This window comes from Allobosea sp. 2RAB26 (assembly GCF_052115465.1).
Taxonomy (GTDB): domain Bacteria; phylum Pseudomonadota; class Alphaproteobacteria; order Rhizobiales; family Beijerinckiaceae; genus Allobosea.
In genome coordinates this window covers 81,012-100,812 of record NZ_JBFRGS010000018.1, presented here as the reverse complement: position 1 = coordinate 100,812, position 19,801 = coordinate 81,012, and the positions used below count along the sequence as shown (strand labels likewise).

18 protein-coding genes and 1 tRNA gene are annotated in these 19,801 nt (G+C 64.9%); 8 read left to right on the top strand and 11 right to left on the bottom strand.

The window, feature by feature from the left end; genetic code table 11:
* The 4 genes from AB4118_RS27685 to AB4118_RS27670 all read right to left on the bottom strand — a co-directional run bounded on the left by AB4118_RS27685 (window position 1) and on the right by AB4118_RS27670 (window position 4,646).
* A complete protein-coding gene (locus AB4118_RS27685) occupies window positions 1-981 on the bottom strand; it encodes an ABC transporter permease (protein WP_441492760.1) in 981 nt (326 codons plus the stop codon).
* 28 nt (window positions 982-1,009) lie between these two features.
* A complete protein-coding gene (locus AB4118_RS27680; RefSeq protein ID WP_441492759.1) occupies window positions 1,010-2,614 on the bottom strand; it encodes an ABC transporter substrate-binding protein in 1,605 nt (534 codons plus the stop codon).
* A gap of 49 nt (window positions 2,615-2,663) precedes the next feature.
* Window positions 2,664-3,515, bottom strand: coding sequence for a VOC family protein (locus AB4118_RS27675; protein WP_441492758.1), 852 nt, complete (start codon window positions 3,513-3,515; stop codon window positions 2,664-2,666).
* Between the two features lie 375 nt (window positions 3,516-3,890).
* Window positions 3,891-4,646 carry a GntR family transcriptional regulator gene (locus AB4118_RS27670; RefSeq protein ID WP_441492757.1) on the bottom strand — a complete coding sequence of 252 codons (756 nt, stop codon included), beginning with the start codon at window positions 4,644-4,646 and terminating at the stop codon, window positions 3,891-3,893.
* A gap of 137 nt (window positions 4,647-4,783) precedes the next feature.
* On the opposite strand from AB4118_RS27670, the gene AB4118_RS27665 reads away from it, so the two are divergent.
* Window positions 4,784-5,560 carry a pyrroline-5-carboxylate reductase family protein gene (locus AB4118_RS27665; RefSeq protein WP_441492756.1) on the top strand — a complete coding sequence of 259 codons (777 nt, stop codon included), beginning with the start codon at window positions 4,784-4,786 and terminating at the stop codon, window positions 5,558-5,560.
* Between the two features lie 13 nt (window positions 5,561-5,573).
* On the opposite strand, the gene AB4118_RS27660 is transcribed toward AB4118_RS27665, so the two are convergent.
* Genes AB4118_RS27660 through AB4118_RS27640 form a run of 5 tightly spaced genes read right to left on the bottom strand, consistent with a single transcriptional unit; the run spans window position 5,574 to window position 9,360 of the window.
* A complete protein-coding gene (locus AB4118_RS27660) occupies window positions 5,574-6,329 on the bottom strand; it encodes an SDR family oxidoreductase (RefSeq protein WP_441492755.1) in 756 nt (251 codons plus the stop codon).
* 23 nt (window positions 6,330-6,352) lie between these two features.
* Window positions 6,353-7,288, bottom strand: a complete 936-nt coding sequence (locus tag AB4118_RS27655) for a 3-hydroxyacyl-CoA dehydrogenase family protein (RefSeq protein WP_441492754.1) — start codon at window positions 7,286-7,288, stop codon at window positions 6,353-6,355.
* 28 nt (window positions 7,289-7,316) lie between these two features.
* Complete coding sequence (locus AB4118_RS27650) at window positions 7,317-8,117, bottom strand: alpha/beta fold hydrolase (RefSeq protein WP_441492753.1); 801 nt, start codon at window positions 8,115-8,117, stop codon at window positions 7,317-7,319.
* Window positions 8,114-8,998: a hypothetical protein gene (locus AB4118_RS27645; RefSeq protein WP_441492752.1), complete on the bottom strand. Its 885-nt coding sequence runs from the start codon at window positions 8,996-8,998 to the stop codon at window positions 8,114-8,116. Before AB4118_RS27645 ends, AB4118_RS27650 begins: the two co-directional genes overlap by 4 nt.
* A 38-nt stretch (window positions 8,999-9,036) precedes the next feature.
* Window positions 9,037-9,360, bottom strand: a complete 324-nt coding sequence (locus AB4118_RS27640) for an NIPSNAP family protein (protein ID WP_441492751.1) — start codon at window positions 9,358-9,360, stop codon at window positions 9,037-9,039.
* Window positions 9,361-9,635: 275 nt separating this feature from the next.
* Between AB4118_RS27640 and AB4118_RS27635 the strand changes: the two genes are divergently transcribed.
* From AB4118_RS27635 to AB4118_RS27625, 3 genes are read left to right on the top strand one after another with little or no spacing between them, the layout of a single operon-like run.
* Window positions 9,636-10,622: a thiamine pyrophosphate-dependent dehydrogenase E1 component subunit alpha gene (locus AB4118_RS27635; RefSeq protein WP_441492750.1), complete on the top strand. Its 987-nt coding sequence runs from the start codon at window positions 9,636-9,638 to the stop codon at window positions 10,620-10,622.
* Window positions 10,622-11,596, top strand: a complete 975-nt coding sequence (locus tag AB4118_RS27630; RefSeq protein ID WP_441492749.1) for an alpha-ketoacid dehydrogenase subunit beta — start codon at window positions 10,622-10,624, stop codon at window positions 11,594-11,596. The genes AB4118_RS27635 and AB4118_RS27630 overlap by 1 nt, the downstream gene beginning before the upstream one ends.
* 13 nt (window positions 11,597-11,609) lie before the next feature.
* Complete coding sequence (locus AB4118_RS27625; RefSeq protein WP_441492748.1) at window positions 11,610-12,884, top strand: acetoin dehydrogenase dihydrolipoyllysine-residue acetyltransferase subunit; 1,275 nt, start codon at window positions 11,610-11,612, stop codon at window positions 12,882-12,884.
* Window positions 12,885-13,372: 488 nt separating this feature from the next.
* Here AB4118_RS27625 and AB4118_RS27620 read toward each other — a convergent pair.
* A tRNA-Gly gene (locus tag AB4118_RS27620) sits at window positions 13,373-13,447 on the bottom strand.
* A gap of 194 nt (window positions 13,448-13,641) precedes the next feature.
* Between AB4118_RS27620 and AB4118_RS27615 the strand changes: the two genes are divergently transcribed.
* The 4 genes from AB4118_RS27615 to AB4118_RS27600 all read left to right on the top strand — a co-directional run bounded on the left by AB4118_RS27615 (window position 13,642) and on the right by AB4118_RS27600 (window position 17,286).
* The gene (locus AB4118_RS27615; protein WP_441492747.1) at window positions 13,642-14,166 is read left to right on the top strand and encodes a prolyl-tRNA synthetase associated domain-containing protein; all 525 of its coding nucleotides are present in this window, start codon (window positions 13,642-13,644) and stop codon (window positions 14,164-14,166) included.
* 115 nt (window positions 14,167-14,281) lie between these two features.
* Window positions 14,282-15,181, top strand: coding sequence for a thioredoxin (gene trxA, locus AB4118_RS27610; protein WP_069878703.1), 900 nt, complete (start codon window positions 14,282-14,284; stop codon window positions 15,179-15,181).
* Window positions 15,182-15,211: 30 nt separating this feature from the next.
* Complete coding sequence (locus AB4118_RS27605; protein ID WP_441492746.1) at window positions 15,212-15,883, top strand: LON peptidase substrate-binding domain-containing protein; 672 nt, start codon at window positions 15,212-15,214, stop codon at window positions 15,881-15,883.
* Complete coding sequence (locus AB4118_RS27600; protein ID WP_441492745.1) at window positions 15,880-17,286, top strand: MFS transporter; 1,407 nt, start codon at window positions 15,880-15,882, stop codon at window positions 17,284-17,286. Before AB4118_RS27605 ends, AB4118_RS27600 begins: the two co-directional genes overlap by 4 nt.
* Window positions 17,287-17,341: 55 nt before the next feature.
* Here AB4118_RS27600 and AB4118_RS27595 read toward each other — a convergent pair whose 3' ends face one another.
* Complete coding sequence (locus tag AB4118_RS27595) at window positions 17,342-19,735, bottom strand: transketolase-like TK C-terminal-containing protein (RefSeq protein WP_441492744.1); 2,394 nt, start codon at window positions 19,733-19,735, stop codon at window positions 17,342-17,344.
* Window positions 19,736-19,801 lie beyond the last annotated feature (66 nt).

Genomic DNA, 19,801 nt, shown 5'->3' with positions numbered 1-19,801 from the left:
TCAGGACGCCCCGGCCGTGATCCGCGGATCAAGGCGCGCATAGATGAGATCGACGACGAAGTTCACGCAAATGACCATGATGGCAGAGACAAAGACGATCCCGAGCAGCGTGTTGAGATCGCGCTGAACTACGGATTCGTATGCGAGCCGCCCGATGCCGGGGAGCGAGAACACGCTTTCGATGACGACCGAACCACCCAGCATCGTGCCGGCTTGCAGGCCGATCAGCGTGACCATCGGCAAGAGAGCGTTCCGCAGGACATGCCGCCGGACGATCTCGCTCTGCCTCAGGCCCTTTGCCCGGGCGGTTCGCACGAAATCCAGCGTCGAGACCTCGAGCATCGAGGCGCGCATGATGCGCAGATAGATGGCGAGGAAGATCAGGGAGAGCGTGATCGTCGGCTGGACCAGATGCCGTGCGATATCGAGCACCAGCCAAATGCCCGTCAGCCCGGCACCGATTTCCTGAAAGCCACCGGGCGGGAGCCAGGCCAGCCAGATCGAGAAGACGACGATGCTCATCAGCCCGAGCCAGAAGGACGGCGTGGCATAGAAGATGAGGCCGAGCAGCGAAATCAGCGTATCGGCCCAGCCGTTCACGCGCTGTGCCGAGACGATGCCAAGCAGCATGCCGGCAAAGAAGGCGAAGCTCAGCGCCGAGAACATCAGCAGGAGCGTTGCCGGCAGCCGCTCCAGGATAACGGTGGCGACGGGCTTGTTGTAGATCGCGGAGAATCCGAGATCCAGACGGACGAGCCGCCAGAGATAGTCCAGCAAGCGGACAGCCGCGCTGCCTTCCAGCCCATAGAAGCGACGCAACTCTGCCGCAGTGGCAGGGTCGCCACCGCCCATCTGCGCCATCAATGCATCAACCGTGTCGCCGGGCGCGAACTGAAGCAGCACGAATAATCCGGCGAGCAGGATGAGCAGCGTCGGAACGCTGCTCATCAGGCGTCGTCCGGCCAGTTTCAGAATGTGCATGGCCGTACTTTTCTGGGGCGCGCCAGGATCAGGATTCGATCCAGAGATCCGCCCAGTGGCTCGAAGGCCAGCGCGGATTGTTGTGGTGGTTCTTGAGCTTCTTGCTGGTGACCGAGATGAACTGGCGTTCTGTCGCCATCCAGAGCGGGAGCTCGGTGTTCAGCAGCTTGACGATCTCGGGATAGGCGGCCTTGCGCTTGGCCGGATCGATCTCGAAGGCGGCATCGTCCATCATCTTGTCGGCCTTGGGATCTTCCCAGCCCCACTGGTTGGTGAACGCGGTGCCCTTCGGGCTGCCCGAGCGGTACCAGACCATGGTGCTGATCGCCGGATCGGCGCGATAGATGTGCCAGCCGGTCGAGAGATCATAATTCCAGTCGCGATAGACGGCCGTGAGATAGGTCGCCGCATCGGGACGCTGAAGCTCGACCTTGATGCCGACCTGCTGCAGCGACTGCTGGATGAAGGTCGACCAGAGCGGGATGTCCTCGCCGAAGGGCGGGCTCAGCATCTTGAGCGAGAAGCGCGTGCCGTCGGAGCCGCGCTTGAAGCCAGCCTCGTCGAGCAGGGCGTTGGCCTTCTTGACGTCGAACGGATAGTCGGGCGCTCCCGCCTTGTAGAAATTGGTCGAGACGGACGGAATCGGCCCGTGCGCCCGCTTGCCGTTGCCGTACAGGAAGTTCTCGATGAAGAAATCGGTGTCGACCGCGTGTACGATGGCACGGCGGACCCGGACATCGGCGAGTTCCTTGCGACGCAGGTTGAATTCGATCGTGTTCTGGAAGGGCTGGCGCTCGTTGCCGCGCGAGGAGACCTCGAAGCGGGCGTCCTTGCCCAGCCGATCGATGTCGGCCAGCGGCAGCGAGGAATAGTTGCTCATATGGACCTGGCCGGCCTCGATCGCGGCAGTCGCCGCGGCCTTGTCGGTGATGAAGCGCCAGATGATCTTGTCGAGATAGGGGTAACCCTTGCGCCAGTAATCGGGGTTGCGCTCGGCGATGACATACTGGCCGCGCTCATACTGCGCGAACTTGAACGGGCCTGTTCCGATCGGCGCGACGTTCGCCGGGTTGTCGAGGATGTTGGTGCCTTCGTAGATGTGCTTGGGCGCGATGTAGCCCAGGTCGGGCGCGGCGCCCATGAACAGGTCCATCGGCATCGGACGGTTGTAGCGGAAGATCGCCGTATGCGCGTCCGGCGTATCGACCGCCTCCAGGGCGGAGTGCAGCGCCGTGCCGTAGTTCAGGTGCTTCTTCCACAGCTCCATCGCCGTGTACTGCACGTCAGCGGAGGTGAAGGGCTTGCCGTCGTGCCACTTCACGCCCTCGCGCAGCTTGATCGTGATGGTCTTGCCGTCCGGCGAACCTTCCCAGCTCGTCGCCAACATGGGCTCGAGTTCGCCCTTCTCGTTCAGGTCGACCAGCGGCTCCATGATCTTGGAGGCGATGACATAGACACCGGTCGAGGCCCGCAATGCGGGGTTCAGGATGCGCTGCTCCTGCGGCATGTGCACGGTCACGGTACCGCCCCGCCGCGGCTCCTGGGCGAACGCTCCGATCGGCGAGCCCGCTAGCAGCGCCGCCGCACCGGCCGATGCGAGCATCTGACGACGCGTAAATGTTGATGCAGTCATGTTCCCCTCCATTATTGTGAATTCAGGCCTGCTGGCGTCAGGCGATCGATCAAGGCCGCGCGGACCGCCTTCCGGCTTCCCAGCCAATCAGAGCCCCTTCGACGGAGGCGCAATGCAGCGGCCATTCGCCGGCTATGCTCCATTCGGCGAATGGCTCGGCGGTCGTGCCAGCCGCGACGTCGAGGACAATTCCGCAGCCTGTGCCTTGAGCCTGCGCGCCGACCTGCCAACGCCTGTCGAAACTCGGCGCATCCATGAAGACGAGATCCGCCCCCCGCGGGCGCATAGCGACGCAGAAACCACCGTCCTCGCCCCGCGCGAATGTGAGGCCGAGCATTTGCGCGCAGAGCGCCGCGGCAGCCGGCGGATCCTCAGCCACGATCTCGATGCGGCTCAGGGCGCGGGCACCATTGGCATGGCTGACGAGATCAGGCAGCCAGACGGTCTCGCGCGTCAGATGCTGGCAGGCGAAGAGGCGCACACCGGCAGGCGCTGGCTCGAGCGGCCATTGGAAGATGCGAAACCCCGCCTCTCCCACGCCGCCGCTGCCCAGTTCGACTGGCCGACGGAATTCGAACGGCCCAGTCGCCGAAATGCCGCCTCTCTTGAGCGTATCGAGCGCCGCCTGCGCATCGTCAGTCCGCATCGCGAGGCGTTCCAGCCCCGCTCCCGCGGCGAGGAAGTCGCGGGTCGGCCGATTGAAGTCCGTCGGGGCAAGCACGCCGAGCAGTTCGACGTAGTCGTCCTCGAACATGATCGTGTGATTGGCGGTGCCGAGATAGTCGCTGTGGAGACCACGCGGCGACACCGAAAACCCCAGCGCGCGCCAACGTTCGGCCGATGCCGAGAGTTCGCTCACGGCAACAACGATATGGTCCAGGCCGAGTACGTGATCGAGCATCTCACTACCGTTTTGCGCGGAGCCGCTTCCCCTGACACCAGTGACCGTGTCATAAGTGCATGCAGTTGTACAGGCACTTTTGAAACTTCGATTTCTGGCCGTTGCACAAAGATGAGAACGCGCGTGGCGCAAGGGTGGGCAGGCCATGCGAGGCCCCGCATCCAGCACCCCGAATCGCGGGGCATAGGGAATAAGAACGATCGCGATGTCAGCAGCTGGTTTGGCAGGCGGGCATTACCTGCACGCAGTCCCGCCTCGCCGGCTGACATTTGCCGGCCGAGTGAGCGCGCGCGCAAACGCGCGGCGGAAGGAAATGCGCGTCAGAGACGCAGCGGGTCTCGCCACGTCCTCATATCCCGTAGGCGGATCGGGATGTCAGTTCCGCGGAACGCGTGCCCGGCGCCGTACCGACCCCGACTCTTCCGGCACGAAAATCTTCAGAAGCGCATCCTTGAGAACACTGCGCGCCTCGGCGAAAGTCAGCGAAATATGTGCGCGCAGAATCTCGATGCCCTTTGCGGCGTCGCGCTCAGCAAGCGCCTGGACGATCCGCGAATGATCCCCGACGAGACTCGAGTGTTGCGGGCCGTTTTCGATCTGGACTCGTCGGATAAACCGGATTCGGGCGTTGACGCCGATAAGCTGGCGCACGACCTCGGGATTGCCGGCAAGCTCGGCGACATGGACATGAAAGGCTTCGTCCAGTTCGAGGATCTCGTCGGGATCGTTGTTGGCGTAGCGCCGACGCGCATCCTCCCAGAACGCCTGAAGGCGCTCGATCCCAGCCTGATCGACGCGCTCGCACGCAAGAGCGAACGCGCCGGTTTCAATGATGGAGCGCATCTCGAACAGATCGACGAGATCGTCGATATCGAGGCCGCGGAAGTAAAAGCCCCTGTTGGGCGTGAAGACGACAAACCCCTCGCTGGCCAGCCTGTTCAGCGCTTCTCGGACCGGCGTGCGCGACAGCTCCAGCATCTGCGCCAGATGCACCTCGTTGATGCGCTCCTCCGGCCGCATCTTGAATTCGACGAGCTGCTGCCGAATCGCGCGATAGGCGCGTTCTGCGCTGTCCGCCGCCCGACGCGGTGGGGCTGCCTTGACGGTCGGGGCCTTCGCGGTCTTCGGCATTCCGTCTCTCATTGTCGACGACGTTTCCCCGCTCTCGCATCACCAAGAAGCGGTCAGTGCAAGCTTCAAATCGCGCAACCGGAAAAAATCAACCAGCGCCCTCCGAATCCGGCCGGCAGCTTCTTCTTGGGATCATCATGACACGGATCGCATTTCTCGGAGTCGGCCATCTGGCCGAGGCGATGATTGAAGGCCTCTTGCGCGACCAGCAGACGGTTCCCCACCTTGCCCTGTCGCCGCGCGGTCAGGGACCGAAGTTGGCCGAACGCCATGAGCTTGAGCTGGCCGAGTGCAATTCCACGCTCATATCCGGTGCGGACATCGTCTTTCTCGCGACGCGGCCGGCCGATGCCATTGCAGCTATCTGCCATCTGCCATGGCGCCCGGAGCACATCCTGGTTTCGGCCTGCGCGGGCGTGCCCATTGCGCATTTGGAAAAGGCCGCCGCCCCTGCCCGCGTCATGCGGATCATGCCGCTCACAGCCGCATCTCTCGGCGCGAGCCCGACAACGGCGTTCCCGAGTTTTCCCGAAGTTCAGGCGCTGCTCGCACGGCTCGGCCCCGTCATCGTCCTTGAGAATGAAGCCCAGTTCGAGACCGCAACGGTCAGCGCCGCCATCTATGGCTGGGCTCAGAGCCTTATCGGCCTCGGTCGCGACTGGTCCGTCGCTCATGGCATGAGCCCTGAGGCAGCCCGCGAACTTGCCGCGACGACCTTCGTGGCGGCTGGCCGGATGATTGCCGAAAGGCCGGAGCCGGTCGAAACGCTGATTGCGAATCTCGCGACGCCAGGCGGGATCACGGAGCGCGGCCTCGCGGTGCTGTCCGAGCACGGCGCCAAAGAAGGCTGGACCGCGGCCTGCGACGCCGTTCTTGCCAAGCTCACTGACGGGAGGGCGGGCAGGCGCCCCTGAGCCCCACCCTCCTTCAGGCCGGCTGCGACTTGTAGACATGACCGCCCACAGCCTGATCGGTTGGCGACACCTCGATTTCGGTGACGTCGACATGCTCAGGAAGGGCAAGCACGGCCGCGATCGTTTCAGCGATGTCCTGCGGTTTCAGGGCCCGAACGGCGCCATACATCGAATCATGCAGGCGGGCGCGATCGCCCGCGAAGGCCTGCAGATAAATGTCAGTCTCGACGCGGCCTGGAGCGAGATCGGTGACGCGGACATTGCTGCCGGCGAGATCGTAACGCAGAGAACGACCGGCATGGGCGAGCCCCGCCTTGGCCCCACCATAGGCCGACGTTCCCGCAAACACGCCGCGTGCGGCAGTCGTCGTGATATTGATGACATGACCGCGACGACGCTCAACCATGCCGCCCAGTAACGACTGCATCAGCAGCATGGGCGCAGTGAAGTTCACCGCGATCGTCTCGGAGATTTCCTCCGCGGTCTGCTCGTAGAGCGGTTTCACCGAGGCGACCATACCGGCATTGTTGACCAGGATGTCGATCTTGGCCCCGTCGAGCGCGGCGACGATCGCCGCAACATCGCGAACATCGGCAACCACCGGGATGACCCCGGCCTCGGCGACGACGGTCGCGAGTGCATCCTCGCTACGTGCAACGCCGTAGACCGTAAGCCCAAGGGTCGCGAGCTTGCGGCAAATCGCGGCGCCGATTCCGCGCGATGCGCCCGTGACGAGGGCGGTTTGATAGGGGAAGGCGCTCTGCATCATCCGGTCCTCTTCATTGCCTGCGTTCAGAGTGCCGCACGCTGCGACATCACCCGCAGCAGGTCGACCAGCCCGGCATCGCGCTGGCTGCGCAGGTCGTCATCGCTGCGTTCGCCAATCGCCTCACGCACCGCTTTCGCCACGCGTGACACGGTCGGGGTATCAAGCCGGGCATCGCCGAGATCGTCCCAGATGTCCTGATAGGTTTTGCCGTATTTGGTCAGGAAGGATTCGATACCCTCGGCGTTGAGGTGGTTCGAGATGAACGAGCCCTGCAAGGTCCATTTCGGGCCAGGGCCGTAGCAGAAGGCTCGGTCGACATCTTCCGCCGACGCGACGCCGCTTTCGACGAGTGCGATGGCCTCGCGCCACATCGCTCCCATCAGCCGCAGGGCCAGATGGCCTGTGACCTCGCGCCGGAGCACGGCTGGCTTCTTGCCGAGATCCTCATAGAAGGCACGCGTCTGCTCGACGACCTCCGGCGAGGTCGCCTTCCCGCCGACGATCTCGACGAGCGGCATCAGGTGGACGGGATTGAACGGGTGGGCGAGGACCACCCGCTCGGGATGCGCACAGGCCGACTGCATGTCCGAGACGAGCAGGGCCGAAGAGGAGGACGCGATCACCACATCCGCAGCGATATGCTGTTCGATCTCCGCCAGCAGTGCCTGCTTCAATGGGAGTTGCTCCGGCCCCGATTCCTGGACGAAGCGAACACCGGCCATCGCGGTTGCGAGATCGCTCGCGAAGCGAATGTCTCCCGTTTCGGCCTTGGCCGGCGAAAGACGCTGCAGGTCGTCGGCAAGCGTTGCGCGCAGGGATTGAAAGGCCTCCCAGCGGGCGGGATCGGGATCATAGCAGGATACGTCATAACCGGCATGGGCAAAGGTCGCCGCCCAGCGCTGGCCGATCGTGCCCAGGCCGACGACGCCGATCGGTCCACGTCCCAGAATGTCTTGCATCGGTTCAGATCCTTGTCATGCGGGCCGGTCAGCCGCGCAGAAAATCGAGTACTGCGTCCCGGTAGAGCGCCGGCTCAGCCCGCATGGCGTAGTGACCGCCACGAGGGAGCACGGCGAGTTCGGCGCCGGGGATGGCATGCGCGAGGCGCTCGGAGTGATAGGGCGGGGTCACGATGTCGTCGGCCGCGACCACGATCCTGGCCGGACAGGCGATCGTATCGAGGGACTCGTCGACACCATGTCCCAGCACAGCCTTGATACGCGCGCGGATGGTCGCGGCGTCCCGTTCGGTCGCAGGCGCACCGCCGGTCAGCTCCGCAGTGACGCGGGCGTCGTTCTCGGCGAGCCAGTACGGCGCGTTCAGCAGGGTGACGGCATGACGTCGATAGGCATCGACGCCGAGCCGGTCGAGGATCTCGATACGGCCGGCGAACAGTCGCTCCATATAGGCGCACGGTCGCGCGAAGGTCGCCGAGAGGACGAGGCGCGAAAGACGTTGCGGATTGTCTATCGCCAATCGCTGCGCGATCGCGCCGCCGGTGGAGTGGCCGAGGATCATCGCTTGCTCAATGCCCAGATGATCGAGCAGGCCAATGAGATCGTCGCACATCGCGGCGATGCTGGTCGATCCGTCCAGTGGGCTCGAACGCCCGACGCCGCGATGATCGTAAGTGATCACGCGGAAATGGCCGGCACAGACGCTGGCGAAATCCTTCCAGAACGACGCGAGCCCGCCCAGCCCTGAGATCAGGACAAGCGGCGCGCCGGCGCCGGTCTCGGTGAAGGCGAGCGTGCCGCCATCTTGCAGGGGGGCGAGCGCGCTGGTCATGCCGCTTCGGCCCTCGCGTCCAGTGCCGTGCGGACGGCACCGTTGACGGCCGACCACGGGATCCGCAGGTCGAGCCAGGCTGCGAGACGACCTGCACACAGGATCGCCTCGTCGGTCAGTTCCGCCAGCGCAATCTCCGGGCGCCGGAACGCGGCCTCGAGCGCAAACAGGATTTCGGCGCTCTCACCGAGATGGCAGAAGTCGCGCAGGCGGGTACCGGCCTTGTTGCAGGCCAGCGCGGCGACGCTCCGCGAAACCTGCGGCTCCTCGCTCGCGAGACCGCTGCGGACCCACCACAGCAGCTCCTGCAGGATGCGCGCCTCGGATTCGGCCAGGAAGAGCGGGCCGGAGGGGTGCATGATCGCGCGCGAGGCGAGCATGCCGTCGATATCCGGCGGACTGGCCCGCCACAGCGTCTCGCGCCGCGCGACGAGCGCCTCGGGCAAGCTCGAAGCCGGGGACGCCGTCATCTGTGGCTGCGCGCCCTCGGCGAGCACCAGCCGCCCGTCGAACGCCTTCACTCCATGTCCTTCGCGCAGGCTTAGGCCAAGCGCCTGCAAGGCGGGCAGGCCACCTTCGATCTGGCCCAGCAGCGTGACCGTGGCGGTCTCGGCCTGCAGGGGTGCGAAGGTCAGCTCGAGGAACTGCCGCGCCGGCCAATACAGGAAGGCGCCGGGAGGCGCCTCCATGACATCAACCCCGCCCTCGGCGTCCTCGACGAACGGTGCATGCCAGTAGATGTGCTGGCCTGCGATCTTGGGCGTGTGGAGCTGCAGAGGCGCCGGCAGGGTGGAGGCCAGGGACCGAAGCGTGCGGGGCGCCCGCGCGGTATCGCAGGCGATCCGCCAACTCTCGTTGCCGGCAAAGAAATCGAGTTTCATGAAATCAGGATTCCGCGTGGACCGGCAAGCCGACCGGGTCAAGCCTTCGGGTTGAAGAACGACACCGGCTTCAGAATCTGGTTGCGCATGTCCATCAGCGGATGGGCCTCGACCACCTGGCGGCGATAGGCTTGCCACGCCGGATCGGCCTCCATCGCATCGCGGCGAGCTTCACGGTCGGCGAGGCTGTCGTATTTCCAGAGATGAACGACACGGCTGAGATCGCCGATATGGGTTTGGAAGAAGCCGAAGGGCTCACCCAGATAGTGGCGCTGCATCGGCAGGCCGACGTCCTCATAGAGCCGCAGGAAGTCCGGAAGACGGTTTGGTCGGGCCGTGTAGACGCGGTGGTCGAAGATCATCGTGCTTCTCCATGTTTGCGGAAGCGCTCTGCCCGCTCAACTCATGTGAGGCAGAGAAACGTCCAAGCCGATCGGGCACGAGGCCCTCTCGAGATCGAACGTTCGCCGCCATGCAAATAGTGCATTCCATTGTGCGTACACTTATAGCGCTCTGTCGGGAAATGCGCTAGAGCCGATCTCCGAAAACGCTTGGCTTTCTCCACGCATGCGCCGGTCACGCGCGGCGAACGTCTCGCATCAGGACGCTCGACTCGGCTGCGCGGAGAACACCGACGATGAGGAATTCGCCCACGATTGACGAACAGATCGAGATGTTGCGCCGCATGATTGCGGTGCGGCATCTTGAGGAACGGCTGGGTGAGCTTCACAAGGCCGGCAAGACCCGCGGCCCGATCCATCGCTGCGACGGACAGGAAGCGGTCGGCATTGGCGCGACTGCGATGCTCGATGCCTCCGATTTGCTGACCAGCACCCATCGCGGCCACGCCCATTACGTCGGCAAGGGCGTCGGACTTCATCCGATCGTGGCCGAGATTCTCGGCCGTTCAACCGGGACATGCGCTGGCCGCGCCGGTCATATGCTGATTGCCGATGTCGCGAACGGCCTTCTCGGGGGCAATGCCATCGTCGGCGGCGGAATCCCGGCAGCCACGGGCTTTGCGGTTTCGCTCCAGATGCGCAATCGCGCCGATGGCGGCGCTCGCGTCGCCATGTGCCTCTTCGGAGACGGCGCCGCACAGACCGGCATCTGCCACGAATCCATGAATATCGCAGCCTTGTGGAAGCTGCCGGTCGTCTTCGTGCTCGAGCACAACCAGTACGGCCTGACCGCGCATCACTCGACCCAGTCCTCGGTTCCGGATCTGGTGGTTCGCGCTGCCGGCTATGGCATGCCTGGCGACAGTGTCGACGGCAACGACATCACGGCCGTCTATCGGGCGGTGGCCGCAGCGGTCGACCGGGCGCGGCGCGGCGAAGGCCCCTCACTTGTCGAGGCCAAGACCTATCGGATGGTCGGGTTCTCGACCAGCGATGTCGGCGGCTATCAGAGCGCAGAAGACCGTGCAGCGTGGCGCGAGCGCGACCCGATCGTCTTCGCCCGCCGCTCGCTGGCCGCAAGCGTATCGCCGGCACACCTGGATGCTGTCGGCGCCGAAGCACGTGCTGCCGTCGATGCCGCCGTAGACCAAGCGCTGGCTGATCCGTTGCCGGGCTTCGTCGATCATGCCCCGAGTGCCCCCTACTACGCTGGAGCCGTGTGATGGCAATGATGCGTTATGCCGAAGCCCTGCGTGCCGCCCTGCGCGAGGAAATGCAGCGCGATCCCAATGTCTGGCTCTTCGGCGAGGACATCGCGGTCTATGGCGGCGTCTTCAAGGTGACGAAGGACCTGCTCGCGGAATTTGGCCCCGAGCGTGTTCGCGACACACCGATCTCCGAGCAGACGCTGACCGCCATGGCCGTCACTGCCGCGATGGCCGGCACGAGACCCGTGCTCGAAATCATGTATGCGGATTTCTTGCCTCTGAGCATCGACGCGCTCATGAACCAGGCATCGATCTACAACTATATCTGGAACGGTCAGGTCACCATGCCGTTCGTGCTCCGCACCCAGGGCGGCGGCGGGGCTGGTGCCGGGGCACAGCATTCCAAGAGCCTGGACGCGCTCGTCGCCCATATTCCCGGCCTGAAAGTGGTCGCACCGGCGACTGCCGCCGACGCCAAGGGCCTCCTGAAGGCTGCGATCCGTGACGATCACCCGGTGATCTTCCTTGAACATAAGCTCCTCTACAACAGCCGCGACGAAGTGCCGGACGGCGATCATCTGGTCGAGATCGGCAAGGCCCGCATCGCGCGGGAAGGCAGCAATGTCTCGATCATCGCCTCCTCGCGCATGGTGATCGAATCGCTGAAGGCGGCCGAACTCCTCGCGGGCGAAGGAATTTCCGCCGAGGTGATCGACCTGCGCAGCCTGCGCCCGCTCGACCGCGACACCATCCGGGCCTCGATCGCCAAAACCCATCACGCCGTAGTGGTCAATGAAGGCTGGCGCTTCTGCGGCTATGGCGCGGAGCTGAGCGCCACCATCATGGAAACGGCATTCGACGAACTCGACGCTCCCGTTGAACGCGTTGCGACCCACGATATTCCGATCCCCTACAGCGAGCCGCTCGAAAACGCCGTGCTGCCGGATGCGGCCAAGATCGCGGCAGCAGCGCGGCGGGCAGTGGCATGAGCGGAGGCCAGTCATGACGAGCGAGATCAGGCTCACCGGCGGCGCCGGCGAATACATGGAAAGCGCAACCGTGGTGTCCTGGGCGGTTGCCGTGGGCGACAGGGTGAAGCAAGGCGATGTCGTCGTCGTCGTCGAGACTGCGAAAGCAGCGACTGAAATCGAGGCGGAGCGCGACGGCATGCTCGTCGCAATCGTCGCTGCGGCAGGGGCCGAGGTCGGCGTCGGCAGCGTGCTGGGCCATATCGGCAATGACGGGGATGCGATCGGCGAAGCCGACATGCCCGAGCCAACCGTTGCGATTGCCACCCCGGAGCCTACCCGGTCCGCATCAATCAGCCTGTCCAGGGATCGAACCCCGATTTCCCCACTGGCTCGCCGCCTTGCCAGGCAGGCGGGGCTGGACACGACGGCGATGGTTGGCACGGGTCCGGGAGGTCGAATCAAGAGCCGCGATATCGAGCGGATCTTGGCCGAGCAACGGCCCGAGCCAGTACAAGTCGGTTCCGCGCCTCGGCAGGGGAGCCCTGTTGCCCGACACAAGGGCGGGCTCCCTCCGATAGTCTTCATTCATGGCTTTGGGGCCAATTCGGGCGCCTGGAACAACGTCCGCGCATATCTCGACCCCACCATCGCGTCATTCGCTCCCGATCTGCCCGGCCACGGCCGCACTGCGGCGGCGGGCAGCCCGAGCCTGAACGCGTTGGTGGATGCAACGCTCGCCTATCTCGAGGACACCGGGCTGACGGAATGCCACATCGTCGGGCATTCCCTGGGTGGCGCTGTCGCAGCCGCCATCGCCGCGAATTCGGCGATTCGTGCACGATCCTTGACCCTGATTGCGCCAGCCGGCCTCGGTCCGGACATTGATGGTGAATTTCTGGAGGGTTTCTTAACGGCCCGCTCGGCAGCCAGCCTGCTGCCTTGGCTGGAACAACTGGTCGCCGATCCCGCCTTGCTTCCCCAAGGCTATGCCGAAGCGGTTTTGCGGGAAAGGTTGCGGCGCGGCGTGGACGCGCCGCAACGGGAACTCGCAGCCCGCCTGTTTCCAGACGCGACCCAGACGATTCAGATCGGGAATGCAATCGCGTCGCTTCACATCCCGACCCGCGTGATATGGGGCAAAGCCGACCGCATCATTCCGGTCTCCCATAGCAGAGGTCTTCCGGGCTTCGTCGCTCTTCACGTGCTCGCCGACATCGGACACATGCCGCATGTCGAAGCCCCCGAGCTCATCTCGCGTCTCATCGTGCAAACGGCCAGGAGCGCGAATCTGCAGGCGGGGCAATAAGCCTGCCGGGCGCCCGACGGCCGGAAGCGAACCATCGCCGGCCGCGTTTCGCGGTCGACCAGGCTGATCGGGACGACGGCACAACCAGCGCGGAACGTAAGGAACCGATCCGTCCGCGGCGCGAGGACCACCGGCTGCGTCGGGCGGCGATATCCTGTCGAAGGCGGTGGCCTGGTTTGCGCACGAGAGCACGGCATGCCGGAACCGGCTCTCCGGCTCCCAAGGGCCCATCGGCGCGCGTTTCCGATGAGGATAATGATCAGCGTCGTCAGGAATTCCGCGCGGGACGCTGGCCTCGACACCGGCACCGAGTGCGAGGGGCCCAGCGTGAACGCCCAAACCGCGAATCGTCTGCGCAAGCGGGTGAGCTCCGGCACCACGGACGTCTGAGCGCCTGTGGCCCCCCTTCAAGCGATCGCCTCGACCTCAAAACGCAAAAAGCGCCGGGAAACCCGGCGCCTGCGACAGTCTTGGTTGGGAAGAATGTCTGGAGCGGGCGAAGGGATTCGAACCCTCGACCCCAACCTTGGCAAGGTTGTGCTCTACCCCTGAGCTACACCCGCATCCGGACATTGGCGCGCCAAGCGGCGCGTGGCGGGCTTATTGCCCAAAGCGCTGCGAAGCGCAAGCGCCTTGTTGCAAAGTTTTTCGCCGATGCCCTGATTGGCGCCCCGCCGGCGCCGGAACGGCGCCCTTGCGGTGATGCCGTCCGGCGGGCTAGGCAACGCCAAGAACTCTTTGTTTCCGACGAGTTACGATGACCTCGCCACTGACACCCGACGAGCTCTGCTCCCATCTGGCCACGCAGGGTATTCCTTTCCACAGGCTCGATCATGAGGCGGTCTTCACCGTCGCCGAATCGAAGTCTCTGCGCGGCACGATCGATGGGCACCACACCAAGAACTTGTTTCTCAAGGACAAGAAGGGCCGGCTTTTCCTGGTCTCGGCCCTGGAGAGCACACGAATCGATCTGAAGCGGCTGCATCAGACGCTGGGAGCCAGCGGTCGGCTTTCCTTCGGCTCGGCCGAACTGTTGGAGGAGAAGCTCGGCGTGACGCCCGGTTCGGTCACCGCCTTTGCCGTGATCAATGATCGCGCCGGTGATGTGACGATGGTGCTCGACGCCAATCTGATGAGCGGCGAGGCGATGAATTTCCATCCGTTGATCAACACCGCGACGCTGCGCATCGCACGCGACGACATGCTGGGCTTCCTCCGCAGCACCGGACATGAGCCGCTGATCGTCGATTTGCCAGCACCGGTCGATGGACAGAACGACTGAACCTCCCCATCTATGTGGCGCGCGGCCTATGGTCATGCGCCCGTTTTCGTATGCCCGACCGTGATCGGCCCAGCGTGGCCGCGGTCGATCTTGTTGACGAGATGAAGGAAGACCCATGCTGCTCAACAGCGATGCGGCCGAGCAACCCGGCCTGATCAAGGATACGACGACACAGGGCTTCCGGCAGGATGTCGTCGCCGAATCGATGAACCAGCCGGTTCTGGTCGATTTCTGGGCCCCGTGGTGCGGCCCCTGCAAACAGCTGACCCCGGTCATCGAGAAGGTGATCAAGGCTGCCGGTGGCAAGGTCAAGCTCGTCAAGATGAACATCGACGAGCACCCGCAGATCCCGGGCCAGCTCGGCATCCAGTCGATCCCGGCCGTCATCGCCTTCCAGCGCGGCCAGCCGATCGACGGTTTCATGGGCGCCCAGCCGGAAAGCCAGATCAAGGCTTTCATCGAGAAGCTCGTTGGACCGATGGGCCCGGGCGCGACCGAAGAGCTGGTCGCCGCCGCGCAGGAGGCGCTCGAGGCCGGCGATGCGGCCGGCGCGGGCGAACTCTATGCCAATGTGCTGGCGCTCGAGCCCGACAATGTCCCAGCGCTCGCCGGACTGGCGCGCCTGCATCTCGACATGGGTGATCTCGACGGCGCCAAGGGCATCCTGGCCACCGCTCCCGAAGCCAAGGCGTCCGATCCGGCGCTGGCTGCCGTGCGTGCCGCGATCGAACTCGCCGAGCAGGCCGCTTCGCTCGGCGATACGGCCGAACTCGAAGCGAAGGTTGCGGCCAACCCCGGGGATCATCAGGCCCGCTTCGATCTGGCGCTGGCGCTGAATGCCCATGACAAGCGCGAAGAAGCCGTCGACCAGCTGGTTGCCATCATCAAGGCTGACCGGACCTGGAACGACGACGGCGCCCGCAAGCAGCTGCTGCAGTTCTTCGAGGCCTGGGGTCACATGGACGACGCCAGCGTTGCAGGTCGGCGCAAGCTTTCGACGCTGCTGTTTTCATAAGGTGCCGCGATGGAAGGGAGCGACACGCCCATGGGCATGAATGCCGTCTATAACGGAGCCCAGGACTGCCCGCTGGTGATCCCGGTCTTCCCGCTGGCCGGTGCGCTCCTCCTGCCGCGCGGGCAGATGCCCCTCAACATCTTCGAGCCGCGCTATATCGCCATGATCGACGATGCGCTGCGGGACCACCGCACCATCGGCATGATCCAGCCCGAGCCGGAAAGCGGCCGCCAGACCGACACGCCCAGCCTGTTGCAGGTCGGCTGCCTCGGCCGGATCACGCAGTTCGCAGAGACCGGCGATGATCGCTATATCCTGACGCTCACCGGCATCGCGCGCTTCCGCATTGTCGAGGAACTCGCGGTGACGACAGCCTACCGCCAGTGCCGTGTCAGCTATGACGACTTCGCCATCGATTTCACCGCGCGTGCGGGGGAGGACGAGGTCGACCGCAACAGCCTGCTCAAGGCGCTTCGGTCCTTCGCCAAGGCCAATGACCTCAAGATCGATTGGAAGGGCATCAACGAAGCACCCAACGAGGCGCTGGTCAACGCGCTGTCGATGATGTGCCCCTTCGGTCCGCGCGAGAAACAGGCGCTGCTCGAGGCCTCCAGCCTGAAGAACCGCGCCGACGTCCTGGTCGCGATCACCGAGATCGAGCTGGCGCGCGGTGGCGGCGACCCAGAGACGACCCTGCAGTGAACCTTTCCCACGCGCCTGCGGCGGCAATCGCGCCCGTCACGTATCCGCCACGCCGGGCCGTCACGGCCTGGCTGTTCTTCGACTGGGCGGCACAGCCATTCTTCACTCTCGTCACCACCTTCGTCTTCGCGCCCTTCTTCGCCTCCGCCCTTGCGGCGGACGCAGCAGAGGGACAGGCGCTCTGGGGCTATGCCACGGGTTTCGCGGGTCTCTGCATCGCCCTGCTCTCTCCCCTGCTCGGCGGCATCGCTGACCGCACGGGCCCGCGCAAGCCCTGGATAGCGGCCTTCGGCGCGCTGCTCGTCATCGGCTCGGCCCTGCTCTGGTTTGCAAGGCCCGGCTCGCCCGCCGCGGTTCCGATCGCGCTCGCGGGCTTCATCATCGCCACGATCGGTGCCGAATTCGCCACCATCTTCAACAATGCGATGATGACGCGGCTCGTGCCGCCGGAACGGCTCGGATGGCTCTCCGGCACGGGCTGGGCCATCGGCTATCTCGGCGGTCTGATCTCGCTTGCAATCACGCTGGCGCTGCTCGCCGCAGATCCGCTCACCGGCAAGACGCTGGCAGGCCTCGTGCCGATTCTCGGCCTCGACGCAGCAGCGCGCGAGGGTGACCGCGCCTCGGGGCCGCTCACTGCGCTCTGGTTCGTCATCTTCGTCACACCGATGTTCCTGCTGACACCGGACTCACCGGGAACCGGCATGCGCCTCAGGGAAGCGGCGCAGGGCGGTCTCTCGCGGCTGAAGGCGACCATCGCCGAACTGCCGCGCCTGCCTGCACTTGGGCGCTTTCTGCTCGCCAACATGATCTATCAGGACGGGCTTGTGGCGCTCTTCGCCTTCGGAGGCATCTACGCGGCCGGCGTCTTCGGCTGGCAGACCATCGAACTCGGCATCTTCGGGATCATGCTCACCATCACCGGCACGCTCGGCGCCTGGTTCGGCGGCAAGCTCGATGACCGCATCGGCGGCAAGCCCGTGGTCTTGGGCGCCATCGCCTGCCTGCTCTTCGCCTGCCTCGGCATCCTCTCGCTCGGGCCCGACCGCATCTTCTTCGTGCTGCCGGCTACGCCTCCGGCACCAGGCGACGGGCTGTTCGCCTCGGTGCCCGAGCGGATCTATCTCGCTCTTGGCCTGCTGATCGGCCTGGTCGCCGGTCCGCTCCAGGCCTCTTCGCGCAGCCTGATGGCCCGTCTCGCACCGACGGGCCGGCATGGCGAGTTCTTCGGCCTCTTCGCGCTATCGGGCAAGGTGACCTCGTTCATGGGGCCGACCTTCGTGGCGCTAGCGACCACCGTCTTTGCCAGCCAGCAGGCCGGGCTGGCGGTGCTGATCGCGTTCTTCCTTGTGGGCGGCGCGCTGCTCGCAGGCGTCAACGTGAAACAGGGGCTGGCGAAGTAGAGCGCGGGGGCCTTTCGCCACCGCGCCTTGCCTTGCAAGGACTGATACCCCCCGCCTACGGCAGCGCCTTCAGATAGCGCACCGGCCGGCCTGGCGCCGCGGCCTGCGCCGCATGCACGATCGCGTTCGCGTCGATCCCGAAATGCCGATAGAGGTCGGCGACGCTGCCGGTCTGGCCGAAATGCTCGACGCCAAGGGCTTTCTGCTTGTGGCCGTGCACGCTGCCGAGCCAAGCCAGTGTCGCAGGATGTCCGTCGAGCACCGACACGATACCGCAATCGCGTGACAGTTCGCCGAGCAGCCGCTCGATATGACTGGTCGCGCCATGATTGCCGCGCTGTCGCGCCCGCTCGGCCGCCTGCCAGCCGGCATTGAGCCGATCGGCCGAGGTGATGGCGAGCAGGCCGACATCGCGCCGGTCTTCGCCGAGCAGCCCCACAGCCTCGATCGCCTCAGGCGCAACCGCACCGGTATAGGCGATGACGACGGAGGCGTTCGGGCCGGGCTTCCTGAGCCAATAGGCACCATCGATGATGTCGCGCTCGAGATCGGCCGTCATTGCCCGTTTCGGCTGCTCGACCTGCCGCGTCGAGAGCCTGAGATAGACGGAGCCGCCGGTCTCATCGCGCAGCCAGGTACGCTCGTCGGGATCGCCCTCGCCATCCTTCTGCAGGTATTCGAAGGACCAGCGCATCATCACGGCGAGTTCGTCGACGAAGGCCGGCTCGAAGGCGCAGAGCCCGTCCTGGCTCATGCCGATCAGAGGTGTCGCGATCGACTGATGTGCGCCACCCTCCGGCGCCAGCGTCACACCAGACGGCGTTGCGACCACCATGAAGCGCGCATCCTGGTAGCAGGCATAGTTCAGCGCATCGAGCCCGCGCGAGATGAAGGGGTCGTAGAGCGTGCCGATCGGGATCAGCCGCTCGCCGAAGATCGAATGCGAGAGGCCAAGCGCCGAAAGATTGATGAAGAGGTTCATCTCGGCGATGCCGAGCTCGATATGCTGGCCCTTCGGCGAGAATTCCCATTTCTGCATCGAGGGAATGCGCTCGTCCTTGAAGGTATCGGCCATCGAGGCCCGGGCGAACAGGCCGCGCCGGTTCACCCATGGCCCGAGATTGGTCGAGACGGTGACGTCCGGCGCGGTGGTGACGATGCGGTCGGCCAGGGGGCCGCCGAGCTTCGCCAGCTCGTCCAGCACCTTGCCGAAGCCCATTTGCGTCGACATCGTCGCCTGGATGCCGGCCTCGAGTTTCGCGGGCACAGGCAGCGACGGTGCCGAGAAGCGACGGCGCCCCTCGGAGAAGAAGGGCACCTTGTCGAGATAGCTGCGGAGCGCGGCTTCGGGCAGCGACAGCCCTTCAAACAGGTCCCACTCATGGCCGGGGCGGATCGTGTTGGCTTTCTTGAAGCCTTCCATCTGCTCCTTGGTCATCAGCCCGGCGTGATTGTCCTTGTGCCCAGCAAGCGGCAGGCCAAAGCCCTTCACGGTATAGGCGAGGAAACAGACCGGCCGGTCGTGATCGATGCCCTCGAAAGCTTCGAGCAGCGAGGGCAGATCGTGGCCACCGAGATTGCACATCAGCTTCGACAGCTCGGCGTCGGAGCGGCTCTCGATCAGCGTCGTCACAGGCCCTTGATCGCCGAGATCATCCATAAGGCGCTTGCGCCAGGCAGCGCCGCCCTGGAAGGTCAGGGCCGAGTAGAGCTGGTTCGGGCAGGAATCGATCCAGGCCTTCAGCCGCTCGCCACCCTTCTCCTTGAAGGCGGCCTGCTGCAGCGAGCCATATTTCAGCGTCACGACATCCCAGCCGAAATTGCGGAACATCGTCTCGAAGCGGTCGTAGAGCCCCTCGCGGATCACCGCGTCCAGGGACTGGCGGTTATAGTCGATCACCCACCAGGTGTTGCGGACGCCGTGCTTCCAGCCCTCCATCAGGGCTTCGAAAATATTGCCCTCGTCGAGCTCGGCATCGCCGATCAGCGACACCATGCGCCCATCCGGCCGGCTTGCGCCCCAGCCATGGGCCTTCACATAATCCTGGGTCAGCGAGGAGAAGAGCGTCTGCGCGACGCCGAGGCCGACCGAGCCGGTCGAGAAATCGACATCGTCGATATCCTTGGTGCGCGAGGGATAGCTCTGGGCGCCCTTGTATCCGCGAAAATTCTCCAGCTTCTCGCGGGTCTGCAGGCCCATCAGATAGTTGATGGCATGGAAGACCGGCGAGGCATGCGGCTTCACCGCGACCCGGTCCTGCGGCTTCAGGGCCGCCATGTAGAGCGCCGTCATGATCGTCGCCAGCGACGCGGACGAAGCCTGATGCCCGCCCACCTTCATCCCATCGCCGTTATCGCGAAGGTGGTTGGCGTTATGGATCGTCCAGGAGGCGAGCCAGAGAATCTTCTTCTCGAGTTCGGCGAGAATCGGCAGACGGGGATCGGTCATTTGGCTTCTCTCGATACGGCAAAGCCATCATGCACGCTTCCGGCAGCGATTTTTGCCAAAGATCGC

Excerpts from the sequence above, each read along its gene's own strand:
- AB4118_RS27640 (WP_441492751.1), bottom strand. The coding sequence starts at position 9,360 with ATGATCTTCGACCACCGCGTCTACACGGCCCGACCAAACCGTCTTCCG.
- AB4118_RS27685 (WP_441492760.1), bottom strand. The coding sequence starts at position 981 with ATGCACATTCTGAAACTGGCCGGACGACGCCTGATGAGCAGCGTTCCG.
- AB4118_RS27680 (WP_441492759.1), bottom strand. The coding sequence starts at position 2,614 with ATGACTGCATCAACATTTACGCGTCGTCAGATGCTCGCATCGGCCGGT.
- AB4118_RS27630 (WP_441492749.1), top strand. The coding sequence starts at position 10,622 with ATGGCAATGATGCGTTATGCCGAAGCCCTGCGTGCCGCCCTGCGCGAG.
- trxA (WP_069878703.1), top strand. The coding sequence starts at position 14,282 with ATGCTGCTCAACAGCGATGCGGCCGAGCAACCCGGCCTGATCAAGGAT.
- AB4118_RS27595 (WP_441492744.1), bottom strand. The coding sequence starts at position 19,735 with ATGACCGATCCCCGTCTGCCGATTCTCGCCGAACTCGAGAAGAAGATT.
- AB4118_RS27635 (WP_441492750.1), top strand. The coding sequence starts at position 9,636 with ATGAGGAATTCGCCCACGATTGACGAACAGATCGAGATGTTGCGCCGC.
- AB4118_RS27670 (WP_441492757.1), bottom strand. The coding sequence starts at position 4,646 with ATGCCGAAGACCGCGAAGGCCCCGACCGTCAAGGCAGCCCCACCGCGT.
- AB4118_RS27615 (WP_441492747.1), top strand. The coding sequence starts at position 13,642 with ATGACCTCGCCACTGACACCCGACGAGCTCTGCTCCCATCTGGCCACG.
- AB4118_RS27650 (WP_441492753.1), bottom strand. The coding sequence starts at position 8,117 with ATGACCAGCGCGCTCGCCCCCCTGCAAGATGGCGGCACGCTCGCCTTC.
- AB4118_RS27655 (WP_441492754.1), bottom strand. The coding sequence starts at position 7,288 with ATGCAAGACATTCTGGGACGTGGACCGATCGGCGTCGTCGGCCTGGGC.
- AB4118_RS27645 (WP_441492752.1), bottom strand. The coding sequence starts at position 8,998 with ATGAAACTCGATTTCTTTGCCGGCAACGAGAGTTGGCGGATCGCCTGC.
- AB4118_RS27675 (WP_441492758.1), bottom strand. The coding sequence starts at position 3,515 with ATGCTCGATCACGTACTCGGCCTGGACCATATCGTTGTTGCCGTGAGC.
- AB4118_RS27665 (WP_441492756.1), top strand. The coding sequence starts at position 4,784 with ATGACACGGATCGCATTTCTCGGAGTCGGCCATCTGGCCGAGGCGATG.
- AB4118_RS27625 (WP_441492748.1), top strand. The coding sequence starts at position 11,610 with ATGACGAGCGAGATCAGGCTCACCGGCGGCGCCGGCGAATACATGGAA.
- AB4118_RS27605 (WP_441492746.1), top strand. The coding sequence starts at position 15,212 with ATGGGCATGAATGCCGTCTATAACGGAGCCCAGGACTGCCCGCTGGTG.
- AB4118_RS27660 (WP_441492755.1), bottom strand. The coding sequence starts at position 6,329 with ATGATGCAGAGCGCCTTCCCCTATCAAACCGCCCTCGTCACGGGCGCA.